The sequence below is a fragment of the Stenotrophomonas sp. 85239_Sma genome (assembly GCF_056481725.1).
In genome coordinates this window covers 253,772-271,742 of record NZ_CM151163.1, presented here as the reverse complement: position 1 = coordinate 271,742, position 17,971 = coordinate 253,772, and the positions used below count along the sequence as shown (strand labels likewise).

Annotated in this window: 16 protein-coding genes; 5 read left to right on the top strand and 11 right to left on the bottom strand. The window is 67.0% G+C overall.

Going from position 1 to position 17,971, the window contains the following annotated elements:
• Window positions 1–57: 57 nt before the first annotated feature.
• From ACYKG1_RS01195 to dusA, 4 genes are all read right to left on the bottom strand, one after another.
• Window positions 58–1,482 (bottom strand): ATP-binding protein, encoded by a 1,425-nt coding sequence (locus ACYKG1_RS01195; RefSeq protein ID WP_100474932.1) that lies wholly within the window; start codon window positions 1,480–1,482, stop codon window positions 58–60.
• A 25-nt stretch (window positions 1,483–1,507) separates the two neighbouring features.
• A complete protein-coding gene (locus ACYKG1_RS01190) occupies window positions 1,508–2,191 on the bottom strand; it encodes a response regulator transcription factor (protein WP_004136763.1) in 684 nt (227 codons plus the stop codon).
• 73 nt (window positions 2,192–2,264) lie between these two features.
• The gene (locus ACYKG1_RS01185; RefSeq protein ID WP_100474933.1) at window positions 2,265–2,639 is read right to left on the bottom strand and encodes a hypothetical protein; all 375 of its coding nucleotides are present in this window, start codon (window positions 2,637–2,639) and stop codon (window positions 2,265–2,267) included.
• 213 nt (window positions 2,640–2,852) lie between these two features.
• Complete coding sequence (gene dusA / locus ACYKG1_RS01180; RefSeq protein ID WP_162292090.1) at window positions 2,853–3,884, bottom strand: tRNA dihydrouridine(20/20a) synthase DusA; 1,032 nt, start codon at window positions 3,882–3,884, stop codon at window positions 2,853–2,855.
• 192 nt (window positions 3,885–4,076) lie between these two features.
• Between dusA and ACYKG1_RS01175 the strand changes: the two genes are divergently transcribed.
• The gene (locus ACYKG1_RS01175; protein WP_100474934.1) at window positions 4,077–4,319 is read left to right on the top strand and encodes a hypothetical protein; all 243 of its coding nucleotides are present in this window, start codon (window positions 4,077–4,079) and stop codon (window positions 4,317–4,319) included.
• A gap of 12 nt (window positions 4,320–4,331) precedes the next feature.
• Window positions 4,332–5,228, top strand: a complete 897-nt coding sequence (locus ACYKG1_RS01170; protein WP_100474935.1) for a hypothetical protein — start codon at window positions 4,332–4,334, stop codon at window positions 5,226–5,228.
• Between the two features lie 105 nt (window positions 5,229–5,333).
• Here ACYKG1_RS01170 and ACYKG1_RS01165 read toward each other — a convergent pair whose 3' ends face one another.
• On the bottom strand, window positions 5,334–6,788 hold the full coding sequence (locus tag ACYKG1_RS01165; RefSeq protein WP_478471555.1) for a SulP family inorganic anion transporter: 1,455 nt from the start codon (window positions 6,786–6,788) through the stop codon (window positions 5,334–5,336).
• A gap of 209 nt (window positions 6,789–6,997) precedes the next feature.
• Between ACYKG1_RS01165 and ACYKG1_RS01160 the strand changes: the two genes are divergently transcribed.
• The gene (locus tag ACYKG1_RS01160) at window positions 6,998–7,975 is read left to right on the top strand and encodes a cation diffusion facilitator family transporter (RefSeq protein ID WP_262227469.1); all 978 of its coding nucleotides are present in this window, start codon (window positions 6,998–7,000) and stop codon (window positions 7,973–7,975) included.
• A gap of 111 nt (window positions 7,976–8,086) precedes the next feature.
• Window positions 8,087–8,512, top strand: coding sequence for an organic hydroperoxide resistance protein (locus tag ACYKG1_RS01155; RefSeq protein ID WP_004153735.1), 426 nt, complete (start codon window positions 8,087–8,089; stop codon window positions 8,510–8,512).
• Between the two features lie 152 nt (window positions 8,513–8,664).
• Here ACYKG1_RS01155 and mmsB read toward each other — a convergent pair whose 3' ends face one another.
• The 5 genes from mmsB to ACYKG1_RS01130 are packed head-to-tail and all read right to left on the bottom strand — an operon-like array spanning window position 8,665 to window position 14,204.
• Window positions 8,665–9,555, bottom strand: a complete 891-nt coding sequence (mmsB, locus tag ACYKG1_RS01150; protein ID WP_262227468.1) for a 3-hydroxyisobutyrate dehydrogenase — start codon at window positions 9,553–9,555, stop codon at window positions 8,665–8,667.
• The gene (locus tag ACYKG1_RS01145; RefSeq protein WP_100474939.1) at window positions 9,552–10,727 is read right to left on the bottom strand and encodes an enoyl-CoA hydratase/isomerase family protein; all 1,176 of its coding nucleotides are present in this window, start codon (window positions 10,725–10,727) and stop codon (window positions 9,552–9,554) included. Before ACYKG1_RS01145 ends, mmsB begins: the two co-directional genes overlap by 4 nt.
• Entirely contained in the window at window positions 10,724–11,521 is a 798-nt protein-coding gene (locus tag ACYKG1_RS01140; RefSeq protein ID WP_087921197.1) for an enoyl-CoA hydratase, read from the bottom strand. Before ACYKG1_RS01140 ends, ACYKG1_RS01145 begins: the two co-directional genes overlap by 4 nt.
• Complete coding sequence (locus ACYKG1_RS01135) at window positions 11,518–12,684, bottom strand: acyl-CoA dehydrogenase family protein (RefSeq protein WP_478471552.1); 1,167 nt, start codon at window positions 12,682–12,684, stop codon at window positions 11,518–11,520. Before ACYKG1_RS01135 ends, ACYKG1_RS01140 begins: the two co-directional genes overlap by 4 nt.
• A gap of 14 nt (window positions 12,685–12,698) precedes the next feature.
• A complete protein-coding gene (locus ACYKG1_RS01130) occupies window positions 12,699–14,204 on the bottom strand; it encodes a CoA-acylating methylmalonate-semialdehyde dehydrogenase (protein ID WP_100474941.1) in 1,506 nt (501 codons plus the stop codon).
• Between the two features lie 115 nt (window positions 14,205–14,319).
• Between ACYKG1_RS01130 and ACYKG1_RS01125 the strand changes: the two genes are divergently transcribed.
• On the top strand, window positions 14,320–15,687 hold the full coding sequence (locus ACYKG1_RS01125; RefSeq protein WP_262084001.1) for a helix-turn-helix domain-containing protein: 1,368 nt from the start codon (window positions 14,320–14,322) through the stop codon (window positions 15,685–15,687).
• Between the two features lie 292 nt (window positions 15,688–15,979).
• Here ACYKG1_RS01125 and ACYKG1_RS01120 read toward each other — a convergent pair whose 3' ends face one another.
• Window positions 15,980–17,872 (bottom strand): patatin-like phospholipase family protein, encoded by a 1,893-nt coding sequence (locus ACYKG1_RS01120; RefSeq protein ID WP_478471551.1) that lies wholly within the window; start codon window positions 17,870–17,872, stop codon window positions 15,980–15,982.
• Window positions 17,873–17,971 lie beyond the last annotated feature (99 nt).

Below are 17,971 nucleotides of genomic sequence, written 5' to 3'. Positions count from 1 at the left end.
CCGGAATACCCGCGCGCTGTTGCGCCGGGCGATGCCCGGCCGACGCGAATGCGCGGCTTACGGCCCCGGCGGCAGGCGCACTTCGAAGCGGGCGCCGCCCAGTTCGCCCGAACGGCCCACGGTCAGTTCACCGCGGTAATCCTTGATCAGGTCCTGCACGATCGACAGGCCGATACCATGCCCCTGCACGCGCTCGTCGCCACGCACGCCACGCTGCAGCACCTTGCCGATGTCGTCCGGGGCGATGCCGGGGCCATCGTCGTCCACCGCCAGCAGCAGGCCGGCACGGCGTGCGTTCGGGGCCGGCAGCGGCTGCGCGGTCAGCAGCACGCGGCGGTTGGCCCACTTGAAGGCGTTCTCCAGCAGGTTGCCGAGCAGTTCCTGCAGGTCGCCCGGTTCCCCGTGGAAGCGCGCGGCCGGGTCGATGTCGAATTCGCACAGCACGCCCTTGGAGGCGTAGACCTTTTCCAGGCCACGCACGATTTCCTCGGCGTTGGACTCGATCGGCAGCGGCGCGGAGAACAGTTTGTGGCCGGACGAGGCCGCGCGCGCCAGCTGGTACGAGACCAGGTTGTTCATGCGCTGCAGCTGCACGTCCAGTTCCTCGCGCAGTGCGTTGTCGCCGGCGCCGCTGTCCATCTGCGTGCGCAGCACCGCGATCGGCGTCTTCAGGCTGTGCGCCAGGTCGGCCAGGGTGTTGCGCTGGCGCTCGAGGTTCTCGCGCTCGCTTTCGATGAAGGCGTTGATGCTGTCGGTCAGCGGTTCCAGCTCGCGCGGGTGGCGCTCGCTCATGCGCTCGGTCTCGCCGCGCTGCACCTTGGTCAGCTCGGTGATCACGCGGCGCAGCGGGCGCAGGCTCCACTGCAGGATGACGGTCTGCAGCAGCAGCAGGATCAGGCCGATGCCGCCCAGGTAGAACCAGACGCGGCCACGGAACACGCGCAGCTGCGCACCCAGCGCGCGCGAGTCTTCCATCACGTAGATGGTGTACGGGAATTCGGTGGCGGGGTCGGCGTCGGCGCCCCACACCAGGCCCAGGCCATAGCGGTAGACCGAGCCCTGGCTGCCATCGATCTGGATCATCGGCAGCGGGCCTTCGAACACTTCCTGGCGCGGCGCCAGCAGGCCGCCGCCCACGGTGGGCAGCATCGGGCCTTCGGCGGACATCGAATTGCCCTTGCCGTGCGGCATCACCACCTGCAGGTACAGGCCGCTGCCGGGCACATCGAAGCGCGAATCCGGCGGCTGCTCGCGGATGTACAGCGAGCGGTCGCGGGTGAAGTCGATGCCGGCCGCGTAGGACGTGGCGTAGTTCTTCAGGCGCTCACGCAGGTTCGCCTTCGCCGTATCGGCGAAGGCGGCGTCGAGCGCGTAACCGGCCAGGGCCAGGAACGCGACCAGGCCCACGGACGCGGCGAGCATCTGGCGCGCCTGCAGTGAGCGCGGCCGCCAGCGTCGGAAGAACCACAGACGGCCGGACATCGTGTTATCGCCAGGGTGAGCCGGCTCAGCCCTCGTTGCGCGGGATCGCGAAACGGTAGCCGCGACCGCGCACGGTCTCGATCGGCTTCAGCTCGCCATCCGGGTCCAGCTTCTTGCGCAGGCGGCCGATGAACACTTCCAGCACGTTCGAGTCGCGGTCGAAGTCCTGCTGGTAGATGTGCTCGGTGAGGTCGGCCTTGGAGACCAGTTCACCGGCATGCATCATCAGGTACTCCAGCACCTTGTACTCGTAGCTGGTCAGGTCGACATTGCTGCCGGCCACGCTGACGGTCTGGGCGGCGAGGTCCAGGGCGACCGGGCCGCATTCCAGGGTCGGCTTGCTCCAGCCGGCGGCGCGGCGCAGCAGCGCGTTGACGCGGGCCAGCAGCTCTTCGACGTGGAACGGCTTGACCAAGTAATCGTCGGCACCCTGCTTCAGGCCCTCGACCTTGTCCTGCCAGCTCGAACGCGCGGTCAGGATCAGCACCGGGAACTTCTTGCCTTCGTCACGCAGGGCCTTGATCAGCTCCATGCCCGACATCTTGGGCAGTCCGAGGTCGATGATGCCGACATCGAACGGGACTTCGCGCCCCATGTAGAGGCCTTCCTCGCCGTCCTGCGCAGCATCGACGGCAAAGCCTTCGCGCTTGAGCCGGGCTGCCAGGGTCTCACGCAGCGGGGCTTCGTCTTCGACCAGAAGGATACGCATGAACTCTCCCTAGTGTCCTGGGTGTGGCCCGGAGGCCTGTGGGGTACGGGTTGATAGCGACAACTATCCCTGTTCAGGGGTTATCGCCGCGTAGTGATGACATATCCGACCGCGGCGTGCGCGGCTGTGAACGCGACGGGGCGGGGTCGTCCATATAGCGGACCCGGCCCCGGTCGTCCATGTACTTCACCCGGTTGATATCACGACCATCGAACGGCACGCGCTCGGCGCCGAGGATGTGGCCGCCGGTGGTGCGCTGCACGCGGCGCACGGCATCGGACAGCGACCGCTCGTCGCCACGGTTGCCGCGCTCGCCCCGCTCCATCATCTCCGCCCGCCCCTGGTCGCCACGCGGCGGCTGCTGTGCCAGCGCCGACGACAGCGGCGCAACCGCCAGCACCACGCAGGTGGCCAGGGCAATGCGGCAATGGAGGGGAACGGAAGACATCGATGCGATCCTAGCCGAGCACGGCGATTCGTTCAAAAGTCGTAAATCCGGATGCCGGGTTTGGGGTCCGGCGTTTTACAAATCCTTTGCAAATTCTTGGTTTGGGGCAGTGAATCCGGTCTGAACTTTTCCGGCGGCGACCCCGCGATGTTCAGCTAGGTGAACATTCGGGACGAATCGCCGCGCCTTGTCAAGTCAGGAATGTGACGAAGGTCACGCTGCGGCGCGATCGCTGTCGCGTTCGGTCACGGCAAGCGCCTGCTCGACCAAGCTCCAATCGGCACCAGGGCGGTGCGCGCCCTCGCTCAGCACCTGGCGGAATGCGCGGCCACCAGGCTGGCCGTGGAACAGGCCGAGCAGGTGGCGGGTGATGTGCTTCAGCGCCAGGCCTTCGCCCAGCCGCGCCTCGATGTACGGACGCATCGCGCGCAGCAGGTCGCCGCGCGCCTGCAGCGGGGCGCCGGTGTGCAGCGCCTCCAGCTGATGCAGCAGGTAGGGGTCGTGGTAGGCCGCACGGCCCAGCATCACGCCATCGACGTGCGCGGCCTGCGCCTGCACCGCCTCGAGGCTGGCCAGGCCACCATTGAGCACCACCGGCAGCGCCGGGCGCTCCTGCTTCAGGCGGTAGGCCCAGTCGTACTTCAGCGGCGGAACCTCGCGGTTCTCCTTCGGCGACAGACCCTTCAGCCACGCGTTGCGCGCGTGCACCACCACCATCGCGGCACCGGCGGCGACCTGGCGGTCGACGAAGGCGGCGAACACGTCGTAATCGTTGTCCTCGTCCACGCCCAGGCGGCACTTCACCGTCACCGGGATCTCGACCGCGTCGACCATCGCCGCCACGCAGTCGGCCACCAGCACCGGCTCGCGCATCAGGCAGGCGCCGAAACGCCCGGCCTGCACGCGGTCGGAGGGGCAGCCGCAGTTGAGGTTGACCTCGTCGTAACCCCACTCCGCCGCGATGCGCGCAGCCTGCGCCAGCAGCGCCGGGTCGCTGCCACCCAGCTGCAGCGCCAGCGGCTGCTCGCTGCGGTCGAAGCCGAGCAGGCGCTCGCGATCGCCGTGGATGACCGCATTGGCGTGCACCATTTCCGTGTACAGGCGCACACCCGGTGCCAGCACGCGATGGAACACGCGGCAATGGCGATCGGTCCAGTCCATCATCGGGGCCACGGACAGGCGCAGGGAATCGGCGTAACGGGCGGCGGCGGACGTCATCGGGGTGTTGATCGTGGAGACTGGCATTGCTAGTGAGATCAATAGTTTACACCGGGTGGCTGAACGGCGGCGGGGCGTCAGGCGGTGTGCGAAGCGTCGGCGCCCCATTGCCGGTGTGGCACACGCCCGCCATCCCGCCAAATACGAATGAGAAGTGCTATCATTTGAGCGCCGCATGACGATGTGCGGCATGGATGTCCCAGGCAAACGGAACATGTAATGCAGCAACGCACCTACATCGAACTGGTCCTGGAGCTGTTCGCCTTCATCAGCCTGTGCATGGCGATGACGACCTCCGGCACCCCGGTGCTGGTTTTTGGTCTCACGACCATCCTGCTCACGGTATGGATACCCTTCCAACGGCGCGAGATTCATCGCTTCACCCGCGCCGTGTCGATTGCGCTGGTCATTGCGTCAGTAGCCAGGATCGTCATTCATTTCCTACCCAATCCATCCATCTAGGAATCGAATTCGATGAGGCTGTTCCGATACGCCACTGCGGTGGCGTTGTTGCTCTGTGCGCAGGGAGCGCACGCGCAGGTGAAGCAGATACAAGATATCCCGTGCGAAGGGTGTTCATACGCTCAGATGCAGGCGGCCGCGCTGTCGGACGTCGACGTCGGCGGTGCGCTGGTAACCAGTATTTCCACGGGAGAGATACGGAAGTTCGTCATCCTGTGGGATCGCAGGATCCAGGAGCTGCCGATCGAACAGGACCTGGAAGACTACTTCGTAGCCCTGGTCCGCTTCTGGCACGCGAATGGGCGCAGCCTTGAAATGAACTACGACGTTGCATCGAACACGTGGAGACTCCCCCAGCAAGCGATGGCGACTGCACGCGTGCGACGGGCACTGGCGGCTCCCGCCGCAGACCGGCCGGTGCCGGCAACCGTATACGATGCATTGCAGAGCCCGGCCAGGATGAACAACGCGATCGAACAGTTGAATGCCTCCTGGCTCGCCCGCGGGTATGCGGCGCACATGACCTTCGTCAATTCGGTCAGGGGAAAGAACATCTCGCTGACTGCGGGCCGCCCGGTGACCACCCTGAACTTCGCCGATGGCTCCAGCATCAAGGCCTCCTACGACATCGAGATGAAAAGCTGGGCGCCTATTCCCGGCACCGGCCTCGACGTTCACGGCAACCCGGTTCCAGAGACGAAAGCAGACGTTGCCAAGGACGGCAAGCCGGTGGTGTACGAGTTCCCCGGTGGCATCACCAGTGACGCCTACATGGACTTCAGTCGCTACCTCTTCGATCTGGGCGTGCGCCCCAACATCGGGCCGGGCGACAACCAGATGATCTGCACCAGCGAAGTGATGGACGCCGACATGCGGGTGGAAGTCAGGTGCATGGGCCGCAGGCACTGATGCAACAACGCGGGTGACCGCCGCTGCGGTCACCCGGGTGCCCCCTGCCGAAGCGCTTATGCACCCATGTCCCAGCACAGGTGGCGGCGAGTGAAGAGTGCGAACTCAGTGCCCGCCGCCGCGCCCACCCACCTGCTCGATCAACGTCCGGCTGGCGGCATTGAGCCCCACCACCGTTACATCGGCGCCATGCGCGGCCAGTTTTTCCTGCGCGCGCTCCAGCGCGGCCACGGCGGTCAGATCCCACAGGTGGGCATCGCGCAGGTCAATCTGCACCTTCGGTGCTACGTGCTGGTAGTCAAACGCCGCGCCCAGCTGGCCGGCGGAAGCGAAGAACACCTGGCCACGTACGCGGTAGACCTGCGTGTCTCCGGCATCCTCGCGCTGCACCTCCAGCATGCGGCCGACCTTGCGGGCGAAGAACAGCGCCGACAGCAGCACGCCACTGAGCACGCCCTTGGCCAGGTCGTGGGTGGCCACGGTGACCACCACGGTCAGCAACATCACGGCCGAGGAACTGCGCGGATGCGTGCGCATGTCGCGCAGCGAGCGCCAGCTGAAAGTGCCGATGCTGACCATGATCATCACCGCCACCAGCGCAGCCATCGGGATCTGCCGCACCAGGTCGCTGCCGTACACCACCAGCACCAGCAGCAGCACGCCGGCCACCAGGCAGGACAGGCGGCCGCGGCCACCAGACGTCACGTTGATGACCGACTGGCCGATCATCGCGCAGCCGGCCATGCCGCCGAGGAAACCGGTGACCGCGTTGGCCACGCCCTGGCCGACGCATTCGCGGTTGCGCTCGCTGGGCGTCTCGGTGATGTCCTCGACGATCTGCAGGGTCATCATCGATTCGAGCAGGCCGACCACCGCCAGCGTGGCCGACACCGGCAGCAGGATGCGCAGGGTCTCCCAGCTGAGCGGCACGTCGGGGATGAGGAACTGCGGCAGGCTGTCCGGCAGCTGGCCCATGTCGCCAACACTGCGCACGTCCACGCCAAAGCCGATCACTACGGCGGTGAGCACGACGATTGCCACCAGCGGCGAAGGCACCGCACGGGTGAGGCGTGGCAGCAGGTAGATGATTGCCAGGGCGGCGGCACACAGCACGTAGACGGTCGGGCCGCGGCCGATCAGTTCCGGCATCTGCGCCAGGAAGATCAGGATCGCCAGCGCGTTGACGAAGCCGGTGATGACCGAGCGCGAAACGAAACGCATCAGCGAGCCGAGCTTGAACACGCCGGCCAGCACCTGCAGCAGGCCGGCCAGGATGCTGGCGGCGAACAGGTACTGCAGGCCGTGGTCCTTGACCAGGTCGACCATCACCAGTGCCATCGCGCCGGTGGCGGCGGAGATCATGCCGGGGCGGCCACCGGCAATGGCGGTGACCACCGCAATGGAGAACGCGGCGTACAGGCCGACCTTGGGGTCGACGCCGGCGATGAGCGAGAAGGCGATGGCCTCGGGAATCAGGGCCAGGGCGACGACCATGCCGGACAGCAGATCACCACGGAGGTTGCCGAGCCATTGCTGGCGCAGCGGATAGGACGTTTGCATGGGAAAACTCCGCGCGCACGCGGGCGTGGCCGCATGGCGCTGCAGTGGAAAGACGCGGGTTCCTGAGCAGGGTGGGCCGGCTGCCGATGTGCGGCAAGGGTCAGGGTGGCGTGATCACTGCAGTGCGTCGTCGGGGAGCGTGGGAGGGCGCAGTCTACGGCACGGGGCTGCCCAGGGACAGCGTCGGCAGGCCGCAACGGCAGCGAGGCATGGCGCCGCTCTACAATCGGGGCATGGCCACCAACCCGCAGTTCTTCGATCCCGCTACCGAACAAGGCGTGCTGCGCCTGTCCATCGCAGGCTCATTGCTGCTGGCTGCGGGCGCGGTGGTGTTCGGCCTGTTGGCCAATTCCTCGCTGATCATCTTCGATGGCATCTACGGCCTGATCGATGTGGTGATGACCTGGCTGTCACTGCTGGTGGCGCGGCTGATCGCGCTGTCCACGCAGACAGATGCGCTGCAATCGCGGCTCAACCAGCGCTTCACCATGGGCTTCTGGCACCTGGAGCCGATCGTGCTGGGGGTGAGCGGCACGCTGATGATCGGTGCGGCGCTGTATGCGCTGGTCAATGCGGTGGACGCGTTGATGTCCGGTGGCCGCCACATCGCGCTGGGCCCGGCCATTGCCTTCGCTGGGCTGTCGATCGTCGGTGAAGGTGCGCTGGCCTGGTTCGTGCTGCGTGCCAACCGCCGCATCGGTTCGGAATTCATCGCACTGGACGCGAAGAACTGGGTGATCGCCGCCAGCATGTCGGCCTGCTATCTGCTGGCCTTCCTCGGTGGCGTGCTGGTGCGCGGCACCTCGCTGGCCTGGGTCGGGCCGTACATCGACCCGGCCATCCTTGCCTTCGTCTGCGTACTGGTGATGATCGCCCCGCTCGGCACCGTGCGCCGGGCGCTGGCCGGCATCCTGCTGGTCACCCCGCCTGAACTGCAGGCGCACGTGGACGCGGTGGCGCGCGCGATCGTCGCCAAGCATGGTTTCGTCGAGCACCGCAGCTATGTGGCGCAGGTGGGGCGTGGCGAGCAGATCGAGCTGTTCTTCGTGGTGCGCGAGGACGACCCGCCGCGCCCCCTTCTGGAATGGGACCAGCTGCGCGACGAGATCGGCGATGCGCTGGGCGAGGCCTCTCCGGACCGCTGGCTGACCATCATGTTCACCACCGACCGCGAATGGACGATCTAGGCCGGCAGGACGATCGATCAAATTTTTCGTACGCATTGCAACCCAACGTACGCAGAAACCGGGCAAAGTAGGCTCCAACGCAACACCCACCCACTGACCAGGAGCATCCCGATGTCCATCGAAAAGGTTCTGTATACCGCCCAGGCCACCTCCACCGGCGGCCGTGAAGGCCGTTCCGTCTCGTCCGACAACGTGCTGGACATCCAGCTGTCGACCCCGCGCGAGCTGGGTGGGGCCGGCGGCCCGGGCACCAACCCGGAACAGCTGTTCGCCGCTGGCTACTCGGCCTGCTTCCTCGGTGCGCTGAAGTTCGTGGCCGGCCAGGCCAAGGTCGCGCTGCCGGCCGACACCACTGTCACCGGCAAGGTCGGCATCGGCCAGATCCCGACCGGCTTCGGCATCGAAGCCGAGCTGACCATCAACGTGCCCGGCGTGCCGCGCGAGCAGGTGGAAGAGCTGGTGCAGAAGGCGCACATCGTGTGCCCGTACTCCAATGCCACCCGCGGCAACATCGACGTGACGCTGATCGTTGCCTGATGCGGCCGGGGTCAGAGCCCTTTCGCGTTGCGAAAGGGATCCGACCCCAAAAAAATGGGCGGATGCCGGTCGAAACCGAACATCCGCCCATCCCACCTTCGTTGTCCCACGCGGGGGCATGAGGTTGCCGGCCAGCGGCCGGCACTACCAGGTCACTTCTCGCTCGTAATGAGCTGCACGACGCTGGAAAAATCCAGCTTGCCGCGGCCGGCCTGGTGGTTCATCGAATACAGGTTGCGGGCCACTTCGCCCAGCGGGATCGAGGCGCCGACACTCATCGCCGCTTCCACCGCCAGGCCCATGTCCTTCAACATCAGATCGCTGCCGAAACCGCCGCTGTAGCCACGCGAGGCCGGCGCATTCTCCAGCACGCCCGGCCACGGGTTGCACACTTCGGTGGCCCAGCTGCGGCCGGTGCTGACCGCCATCATCTGCGACAGCACCTTCGGGTCCAACCCATGGGCCACGCCGAGTGCGATGGCTTCTCCGGTGACGGCCATGATCACGCCCAGCGCCATGTTGTTGCACAGCTTGGCGACCTGGCCGGCACCACTGGCGCCGACGTGGAAGATGTTCTTGCCCATTGCCTGCAGCACCGGACGGGCGCGTTCCAGCGCATCCTCTTCGCCACCGACGATGAAGGTCAGCGTGCCGGCCTGGGCACCGGCGGTACCGCCGGATACCGGCGCGTCGATCATCTGCAGGCCACGTGCGGCGGCCGCTTCAGAGACCTTGCGGGCGCTGGCCGGTGCGATCGTGCTGCAGTCGATGACCAGTGCACCGGCCGGGATCGCGGCGAGGATGCCGTCGTCGCCCAGGTACACGCCTTCGACATGGCGGCTGGCCGGCAGCATCGAGATCACGATCTCGGCATCGGCCAGGGTGTCGCGTGCCGATGACGCGGCGCTGGCACCGGCATCGACGGCGGCCTGCACTGCGGCCGGGACCAGATCGAACACGCGCACGGCGTGGCCGTTCTTGACCAGATTGGCGGCCATCGGGCCACCCATGTTGCCCAACCCGATGAATGCAATGTGGCTCATGCAAGGCTCCTTTCAGCAAGGGGAGTACCCAGGTCAGCCAGCGGGTGCGCGGCATCGGCCCAGGGGGAAGCGAAGAAGGTGTCGGCCCACGCGGCGGTGGCCTCGGCCAGGGTGGCCGGGTTCCACTGCGGATTGCGGTCCTTGTCGATCAGCAGCGCGCGGATGCCTTCGGCGAAATCACCATGGGCGGTGCAATGCAGGGCGACGATGTACTCCAGGCGGTAGACCGCGGCGAGGTCCTGGCCAGCACTGCGGCGCTGCAGCTCGTACGACAGCCGTGCCGAGCCCGGTGCGCCGGCGGCGAGGGTTTTCTGTGCCGCCTGCAGCCAGGCATCGTCGGTCTGCAGGCCGGCAATGCGCGCGACGATCGCTTCAAGGTCATCGCCTTCGCACAGCGCATCGACCTGCGCCGCGTTGGCCAGCAGCGGACCGGTCGCGGCATCGCTGGCATGCGATTGCAGCAGATGGCTGAGGCGCTCGTGGTTGTGCGCGGCATCGCCCGACCAGGCCACCTGCAGCAGCGCATCGAACACCGCACTGCGGCGTTCTTCGGCTACATGCACATCGGCCAGGCCGGCGTAGATGGCATCTCCCGGGTTGAGCAGCGCGCCGGTCAGGGCCAGGAACAGGCCACCCTTGCCCGGCACGCGCGGCAGCAGCCAGCTGCCACCTACATCGGGGAACAGGCCGACGGTGATTTCCGGGAAGGCCAGCTTGGAGCGCTCGCTGACCACGCGGTGGCTGGCGCCGGACATCAGGCCGATGCCGCCGCCCATCACGATGCCATGGCCCCAGCACAGGATCGGCTTGGCGTAGGTGTGGATGAGGTAATCGACGCGGTACTCGACGTCGAAGAACTCGGCCGCGTAGTCGTTCTCGCGGATGTCGCTGCGGCCGGCCTCGCGGAAGGCGACCATGCTCTTGTACAGGCTGTGCAGGTCACCGCCGGCGCAGAACGCCTTTTCGCCGGCACCCTGCAGCACCACCATGGCGATGCCATCGTCGTCGGCCCAGGCGTTCAACTGCTTCAGCAGCAGGTGCGCCATCGGCAGCGAGAAGCCGTTGAGCGTACGCGGCGCATTGAGCGTGGCGATGCCGATGCGCGTGCCGTTGCCGGCCACGCGCTCTTCGAACAGCACCGGTGCGTCGTCGGCAGCGGCGTCGGTGCTCATGCGTTCTTCCACTGCGCGGCGCGCTTTTCCAGGAAGGCGGTCACGCCCTCGACCTGGTCGGCGGTGTCGAACAGGTCGACGAAGGCTTCGCGCTCGGCCACCAGCGCCGAGGCGTGGGTGCCGGTGCGGGTGGCCTGCACCAGGGTCTTGCAGGCGGCGATGCTGGTCGGGCTCTGCTTGCCGGCCTTCTTCGCCCATTCCAGCGCCAACGCCTTGGCTTCGCCCTTGCCGACCTTTTCTTCGGCCAGGCCAATGCGCAGTGCGGTCTCGGCGTTGATGCGCTCGCCCAGCAGGATCATGCGCTTGGCCCAGCCCTCGCCGACCAGGCGCGGCAGGTTCTGGGTGCCACCGGCGCACGGCAGCAGGCCGACGGTGGCCTCCGGCAGCGCGACCTGGGCGTGGTCTTCGATGATGCGCAGGTCACAGGCCAGTGCGCATTCCAGGCCGCCACCCATCGCATAGCCGTTGATCGCAGCGATCGACACGCCACGGAACCCGGAGAGCGCCTCGAAGGCTTCACCGAAGCGGCGCGCGGCTTCGCGCGCGGCGGCCTTGTCGCCGGAGGCGAACTGGTTGAGATCGGCACCGGCGGAGAAGAACTTCTCGCCGTCACCGGTGATCACCAGCGCATAGATGTCGCGGTCTGCGTTGAGCGCGCCCACCAGGTCGCGCAGCGCCGACAGGCTGTGCACGGTCCAGGTATGCGCCGGCGGGTTGTTCAGGGTGACCACGGCGGTGTGGCCATCCACCTCGACCTTCAGGCCCACGTGCTCCTGGGTACGCCAATCCTTCATCGCAGTTCCTCTTCGGTGTTGAGCAGGTGACGGGCAACGATCACCCGCATGATCTCGTTGGTGCCTTCCAGGATCTGGTGCACGCGGCAGTCACGCAGCAGGCGTTCGATCGGATATTCGCGGATGTAGCCGTAGCCACCGTGGATCTGCAGTGCTTCGTTGCAGACGTTGAAACCGGCATCGGTGGCGAAGCGCTTGGCCATCGCGCACCACACGTTGGCATCGCTGGCACCGGCATCGAGCTTGCGCGCGGCGGTGTGCACCATCTGCCGTGCAGCCACCAGCTGGGTGACCATGTCGGCCAGCTTGAACTGCAGTGCCTGGAACTCGGCCAACGCCTTGCCGAACTGGCGGCGTTCGCCCATGTAGCGGCGTGCGGCATCCAGCGCGCCCTGCGCCGCACCCAGCGAGCAGGCGGCGATGTTGATGCGGCCGCCATCGAGCCCCTTCATCGCCAGCTTGAAGCCGCCGCCTTCCTCTCCCAGAAGGTGGCTGACCGGCACGCGGACGTTTTCGAAGGTGATGCCACGGGTGGGCTGGCTGTTCCAGCCCATCTTCTCTTCCTTGCGACCGAAGCTGATGCCCGGCAGGTCCGCCGGCACCGCAATGGCGCTGACACCGCCGGCACCGGCACCACCGGTACGTGCCATCACCACCAGCAGCTCGGTGGCACCGGCGCCGGAAATGAAGGCCTTGGAGCCGTTCAGCACATAGAAGTCGCCATCGCGCAGGGCGGTGGTCTTCAGCGACGCCGCATCGGAACCGGCGCCCGGTTCGGTCAGGCAGTACGAAGCCAGCTTGTTGCCCGAAGACAGGTCGGTACCCCACGCATCGCGCAGTGCCGGCTGGCCCCACGTGGACACCATCCACGAGGCCATGTTGTGGATGCTGATGTACGCCGCCGTCGACGGATCGACGTTGGCGAGCTCCTCGATAACGACGGCGGCGTCCAGTCGGCTCAGGCCGCTGCCGCCCACTTCCGGGTCCATGTACAGACCGCAGAAGCCCAGTTCGCCGGCCTTGGCGATCGCCTCGCGCGGAAAGATGCCCTCCGCATCCCATCGCGCGGCGTGCGGCGCCAGTTCGGCCTGTGCGAAGTCGCGCGCCGCCTCGCGGTACGCCTGCTGCGCTTCTTCCAGTTCCGTCGTCATCGAGTGGCTCATGGCTGCTCCTGCCGTTACTTCAGGCTGATCGTGGTGTTGACGCCGTGGCTCAGCGTCTCGTCATCGAACCAGCGTGCGGTGACCGTCTTGGTCTGGGTGTAGAACAGCACCACCTGCTTGCCGTACGGGCCCAGGTCGCCCAGCTTGGACGCGCGCGAACCGGTGAACGAGAACAGCGGCACCGGCACCGGGATCGGCACGTTGATGCCGACCTGGCCGACGTCGATGTCTTCCTGGAACCTGCGCGCGGCGGCGCCGGACTGGGTGAACAGTGCGGTGCCGTTGCCGTTCGGGTTGCTGTTGACCATCGCGATGGCCTCTTCCAGCGTCTCCGCTTCGAGGATGACCAGCACCGGCCCGAAGATCTCCTCCTGGTAGATGCGCATGTCGGTGGTGACACCGGCAAAGATGGTCGGGCCGACAAAGTTGCCCTTCTCGAAACCATCGACCTGCGGCTTGCGGCCGTCCAGCACCAGCTTGGCGCCCTGCTCCACGCCCGAGGCGATCAGGCCTTCCACGCGCTCGCGGGCGCTGCAGGAAATGACCGGGCCCACATCGGTGCCGGCCACGGTGCCGCCGCTGACCTTCAGGGTCTTGGCCTTGGCCACCAGGTCCTCCACCCAGTTGCGTGCTTCACCCACCAGCACCAGGGTGGAGGCGGCCATGCAACGCTGGCCCGCGGCACCGAAGGCGGCACCGACCATCGCGTTGAGGGTCTGCTCCTTGTTGGCGTCCGGCAGCACCACGGCGTGGTTCTTGGCGCCCATCATGCACTGCACGCGCTTGCCGGCCAGCGAGGCACGGTTGTAGACGTGGGTACCGACGCGGGTGGAACCGACGAACGAGACGGCCTTGATGTCCGGGTGGTCGCAGATCGCGTTGACCACTTCCTCGCCGCCGTGGACGACGTTCAGTACACCCTTCGGAATGCCGGCTTCCAGCGCCAGCTCGACCAGGCGCATGGTGACCATCGGGTCCTGCTCGGACGGCTTGAGGATGAAGGTGTTGCCGGTGGCGATCGCCATCGGGAACATCCACAGCGGGATCATCGCCGGGAAGTTGAACGGGGTGATGCCAGCGCACACGCCCAGCGGCTGCATGATCGTGTAGGTGTCCACGCCATTGGCCACGTTGTTGGCCAGCTCGCCCAGCTGCAGGTTGCCGATGGCGGCGGCGTGCTCGACCACTTCCAGGCCGCGGAACACATCGCCTTCGGCGTCCGGCAGGGTCTTGCCCTGTTCGGCGGTGAGGATGTGGGCCAGCTCGCTCATGTGCTCGCGGATCAGCTGCTGGTACTTCAGGAAGATGCGCGCGCGGGTGCCGATCGGGGTCTTGCGCCAGGTCTTGAAGGCTTCCTTGGCAGCGGCGACGGCAGCGTCCACTTCGCCGGTGGTGGCGAACGGCACCTTGGCCAGCACGTCCTGGGTGGCCGGATTGATCACGTCCTGCCAGTGGGAGGTGGCCGATTCAACGAACTGGCCATCGATCAGCATGCGGATACGGGGCGCTGCAACAGTCATGACGACAATCCCACTGGGTGCGAAAGATGCTTGACATTATTCACAGCACTCATCTCGATTTCCGGGCTGAATCCGCTTAATCTGGCCAACACGCCAGACGATTCATGTTAATTCTGTGAATTATTCAGCCCCCCAGCGACAACTTGGCCTGCGCCTGCTGCGGCTGCGCGAGCAGCGCGGCTACAGCCAGGCTGATCTGGCACGGGCGTTGGGGCTGTCGCCCAGCTACCTGAACCAGATCGAGCGCAACAAGCGCCCACTGACGCCGGCGGTGCAGAAGAAGCTGGGCGAGGTATTGGGCGATGTTTCGGCACTGTTCGACGAGGATGAGCCCGCCGCGCTGCAGGAAGCGCTGGGTGAGACCCTGCGCGACCTGGGCCTGGCCGACGTCAGTGCCACCGAACTGCGCGCGCTGGCCGGCAACCTGCCGCAGGTCAGCCGCGCCCTGCTGGACCTGCATCGCCGCCACCTGGCGCTGCGCGAGCATGCCGCCGCACTGGAATTCCAGCTGGGCGAGCCTGGTGCTGGCAGTACCCTGCCGGCCGGCGACCAGGTCCGCGACTTCTTCAACCGCATGCACAACCACATTCCCGAGCTGGACGAGCTGGCCGAGCAGCTGTTCACCGAATGGGGGTTGTCGCCCGGGCACGTGGCACCGCGGCTGCGCCAGCTGCTGGCCGACCGCCATGGCGTGCTGGTGGAAGTGGCCGCACTGCAGGCCGGGCGCGAGAAGCGGCAATACGATGCCGGTGCGCGGCGGCTGTGGCTGCCCGATTACCTGGAGCCTGGCCAGCAGGCGTTCCAGATGGCGGCCGAACTGGCGCTGCACGGTTACCTGCCGCAGATCGATGCGGTGGTGGCGCGCGCCGGCTTCACCGATGACGCGCGCATCGCGCAGGCGCGGATCGGTCTTTCCAACTATTTCGCCGGCGCGCTGGTGATGCCGTACATGCGCTTCCTGCGCGCGGCCGAAACCAGCAGCTACGACATCGAACTGCTGGCGCACCAGTTCGGCGTCGGCTTCGAAGCGGTCTGCCATCGGCTGAGCACGCTGGCACGGCGCAGTGCGCCAGGCCTGCCGTTCTTCTTCATCCGCGTGGACCGCGCCGGCAATGTGTCCAAGCGCCATTCGGCCACCGATTTCCATTTCTCGCAGGTAGGCGGTTCGTGCCCGCTGTGGATCGTCTACGAGGCGTTCAACCAGCCAGGCCGCATCCTGACGCAGACGGCGCGCATGCCCGATGGGCGTCGCCATTTCTGGCTGGCGCGGCAGGTCAGCAGCGGTCCGGTCGGCCATGGCCAGCCGCGCAAGACCTTCGCGGTGGCGCTGGGCTGCGATCTGCAGCATGCCGAGCGGCTGGTGTATTCATTGGGGCTGGATGTGCAGAGCCCGGGCAACTCGGTATCAATCGGCCCGGGGTGCCGGGTATGCCCGCGCGAGGACTGCATGCAGCGCGCGTTCGCGCAGTTGCCGGGGCGGTAGGGGGTTCGGCAGGGCTGCGCCCTGCACCTGCAGAGGCAACAGCAAAAGCCGAAGCAACGTCAAAAGCTGGTGTGCTGTCGGATGGCGGGGCAGTGTCAGATTGCGGGGACGCCGTGAACCCATCCCTGGGGGCTTGGCCGCGGCATCCATGCCGCGGACACCCCGCAACCTGACACCCCCCCCGCCTTCGAAACGTTCATGCCATCTGTCGGAACGACGTATTGACCTGGTGGGTGTCGACCTTGGTCGATACGGTAGATCCACGCATGGCGTGGATCTACTGAGGACCGGCTCAGTAGATCGGCGTCACCTTCATCTGCGGCAGCGGACGCGGTGCACCGTCGGTCAGGTCGGGGCCGAGGTCATCCCAGGTACGTCCCTGTTCAACCATCAACCCCCACAGCTGCTGCGAGGCCAGCCGCTTGTCTTCCGAGCCCAGCTTGTACGACGGTGGTGCCGGTTCACCGCGGGCGACCATCGCGTACGCCGCGCGGTAGGCCAGCACCTGCTGTGCCGGGTCGTCGGTTCGCGCCACTTCCAGCGTGTAGCGCTGGTAGGCCGAAGCCAGGTTGCGCCAGCGGATCCAGTAGTGGTTCTCGAACGAGAACGAACAGAAGCGCGCACCGGCCAGGCTGCCCTTGTCGGCGATGCGGGTCAGCACCTCCTGCGGCATGTCCAGGTTCATGCCGCCTTCGTCGCCCTGCAGGCTGACGTGCACGATACGGTCGCGGTAGCCCGGCGCGCGCGCCTGCAGCAGGTCGCGCCAGTTCTGCATGGTCGCCACCACCGCGAACAGGAAACGACCCAGTTCAGCAGCGGCCAGCGGCGTGGCGATCGATTGGTAGGTGCGCTGCCAGCCGTGGCGGTTCTCGGTGGGCAGGAACACGGCATGTTCCAGCGTCTGGCGGCCACTGCTGCCGTGGCTCACATCTTCGGCATGCTGCGGGTAGACCAGATTGATGGCGAACGTCGGCCAGCGCGGCAGGGCGGCGTCGAACAGGTGGATCGGGAAGTTGCTGCTGATGCCACCATCAGAGAACCAGCAGATGCGGAACGCGGTGATCACCGGGCCGCAGGCCTGGCCGGCACTGGTCAGCCCTTCCATGCTGTCGGCCACGTTGTGCTCCTGGTCGGCCGCAGGCGCGGTCGGTTCACAGCGGCGCTCGCGGCGCGAGGGCTCATGCAGCGGCACCGCGCTGATCAGCAGCGGGAAGCTCAGGCTCATGCGCGTGGCCACCAGCACCGGCAGCTTCGGCCCCTGTGGCAGGTGGTAGTACCGCCGCCCTTCGACCTCCAGCGGCGGGCCGGCCTGCGTCACCAGCCACTGCACCACGCTGGCGGGGAACAGCTGCTCGAACTCCTCGCGCAGGAACCAGAACTGCGCACCGCCGAGCGGCAGCGTGCGCGGCTCGTTGTGCGACACGCAGGTGGTGATCATCTGCAGGCTGATCGCATGCGGGCTGTCAGGCTCACCGGCATAGCGCGGCGCGTCGTGCAGGTCGGCGAAGGTCAGCGGCGCATCCAGCGGCTTGCCGGACAGCTGCTGCAGGCACTCGTGCAGCCACTCGGTCAATGCTGGCGTGCGTGCATCGCGGCCGAGGCCGCTGCACAGGCCCAGCAGGTTGCGCCGCGCCACCCGCGCTACCCGCAGCGCAGCCCCGGCCACGCCGGCACCGTAGGCGCACAGCAGCGACGGCAGCAAGGTAGCCGCCACACCGCTCCAGCCACCACCCCACCAGCCCAGGCCAAGCAGCAGCGCCAATGACACCAGCACTTCCAGCGGTGCGATCTGGAACACGGCAACGGCCAGGCACAGCAGTTTGCGCGGCAGGCCGGCGTTGCCGGTCAACACCACCAGCAGCCGATAAGCGGCGCGTGCGCCCCGCGCCGGTTGGAACAGGCTGTAGATGAAGCCGCGCCGCGACAGCTGCGCCGACACCGCCGACAGCCCGCCGTAGCCGGCATCGCCGGGCAGGTGCTCGCCGGCCTGCATGCGGCGATCACCGCATGCAGCCGCGGCCGCCACCGCCGCAGCAATGGCGCCCGCCGAGGTGCCGCCGATGCTCTTGAAGCGATACTCGCGCGCCAGCGCCAGTACCGCATTGGGGTACACGATGCCGCTGGTGATACCGCCTTTCATGACCAGATCGCAGTACTTGTCCGCCACTGTCTTGCCCCCGAGCATGCCGTCCGCCGCGTGGGTGCCAGTATGGCGCAGAGGCTTCTCAGGGCCTGAGAACAGCAGCGCAGTCCGGGCAGGAATCTTCGGTGTTCAGCCGAAGGC

Bases quoted from the DNA above. Each gene is read 5' to 3' on its own strand.
- ACYKG1_RS01120 (WP_478471551.1), bottom strand. From the start codon at position 17,872: ATGCTCGGGGGCAAGACAGTGGCGGACAAGTACTGCGATCTGGTCATG.
- ACYKG1_RS01165 (WP_478471555.1), bottom strand. From the start codon at position 6,788: ATGCAAACGTCCTATCCGCTGCGCCAGCAATGGCTCGGCAACCTCCGT.
- ACYKG1_RS01170 (WP_100474935.1), top strand. From the start codon at position 4,332: ATGAGGCTGTTCCGATACGCCACTGCGGTGGCGTTGTTGCTCTGTGCG.
- ACYKG1_RS01195 (WP_100474932.1), bottom strand. From the start codon at position 1,482: ATGTCCGGCCGTCTGTGGTTCTTCCGACGCTGGCGGCCGCGCTCACTG.
- ACYKG1_RS01145 (WP_100474939.1), bottom strand. From the start codon at position 10,727: ATGAGCACCGACGCCGCTGCCGACGACGCACCGGTGCTGTTCGAAGAG.
- dusA (WP_162292090.1), bottom strand. From the start codon at position 3,884: ATGCCAGTCTCCACGATCAACACCCCGATGACGTCCGCCGCCGCCCGT.
- ACYKG1_RS01140 (WP_087921197.1), bottom strand. From the start codon at position 11,521: ATGAAGGATTGGCGTACCCAGGAGCACGTGGGCCTGAAGGTCGAGGTG.
- ACYKG1_RS01130 (WP_100474941.1), bottom strand. From the start codon at position 14,204: ATGACTGTTGCAGCGCCCCGTATCCGCATGCTGATCGATGGCCAGTTC.
- ACYKG1_RS01160 (WP_262227469.1), top strand. From the start codon at position 6,998: ATGGCGCCGCTCTACAATCGGGGCATGGCCACCAACCCGCAGTTCTTC.
- ACYKG1_RS01185 (WP_100474933.1), bottom strand. From the start codon at position 2,639: ATGTCTTCCGTTCCCCTCCATTGCCGCATTGCCCTGGCCACCTGCGTG.
- mmsB (WP_262227468.1), bottom strand. From the start codon at position 9,555: ATGAGCCACATTGCATTCATCGGGTTGGGCAACATGGGTGGCCCGATG.
- ACYKG1_RS01135 (WP_478471552.1), bottom strand. From the start codon at position 12,684: ATGAGCCACTCGATGACGACGGAACTGGAAGAAGCGCAGCAGGCGTAC.
- ACYKG1_RS01175 (WP_100474934.1), top strand. From the start codon at position 4,077: ATGCAGCAACGCACCTACATCGAACTGGTCCTGGAGCTGTTCGCCTTC.
- ACYKG1_RS01190 (WP_004136763.1), bottom strand. From the start codon at position 2,191: ATGCGTATCCTTCTGGTCGAAGACGAAGCCCCGCTGCGTGAGACCCTG.
- ACYKG1_RS01155 (WP_004153735.1), top strand. From the start codon at position 8,087: ATGTCCATCGAAAAGGTTCTGTATACCGCCCAGGCCACCTCCACCGGC.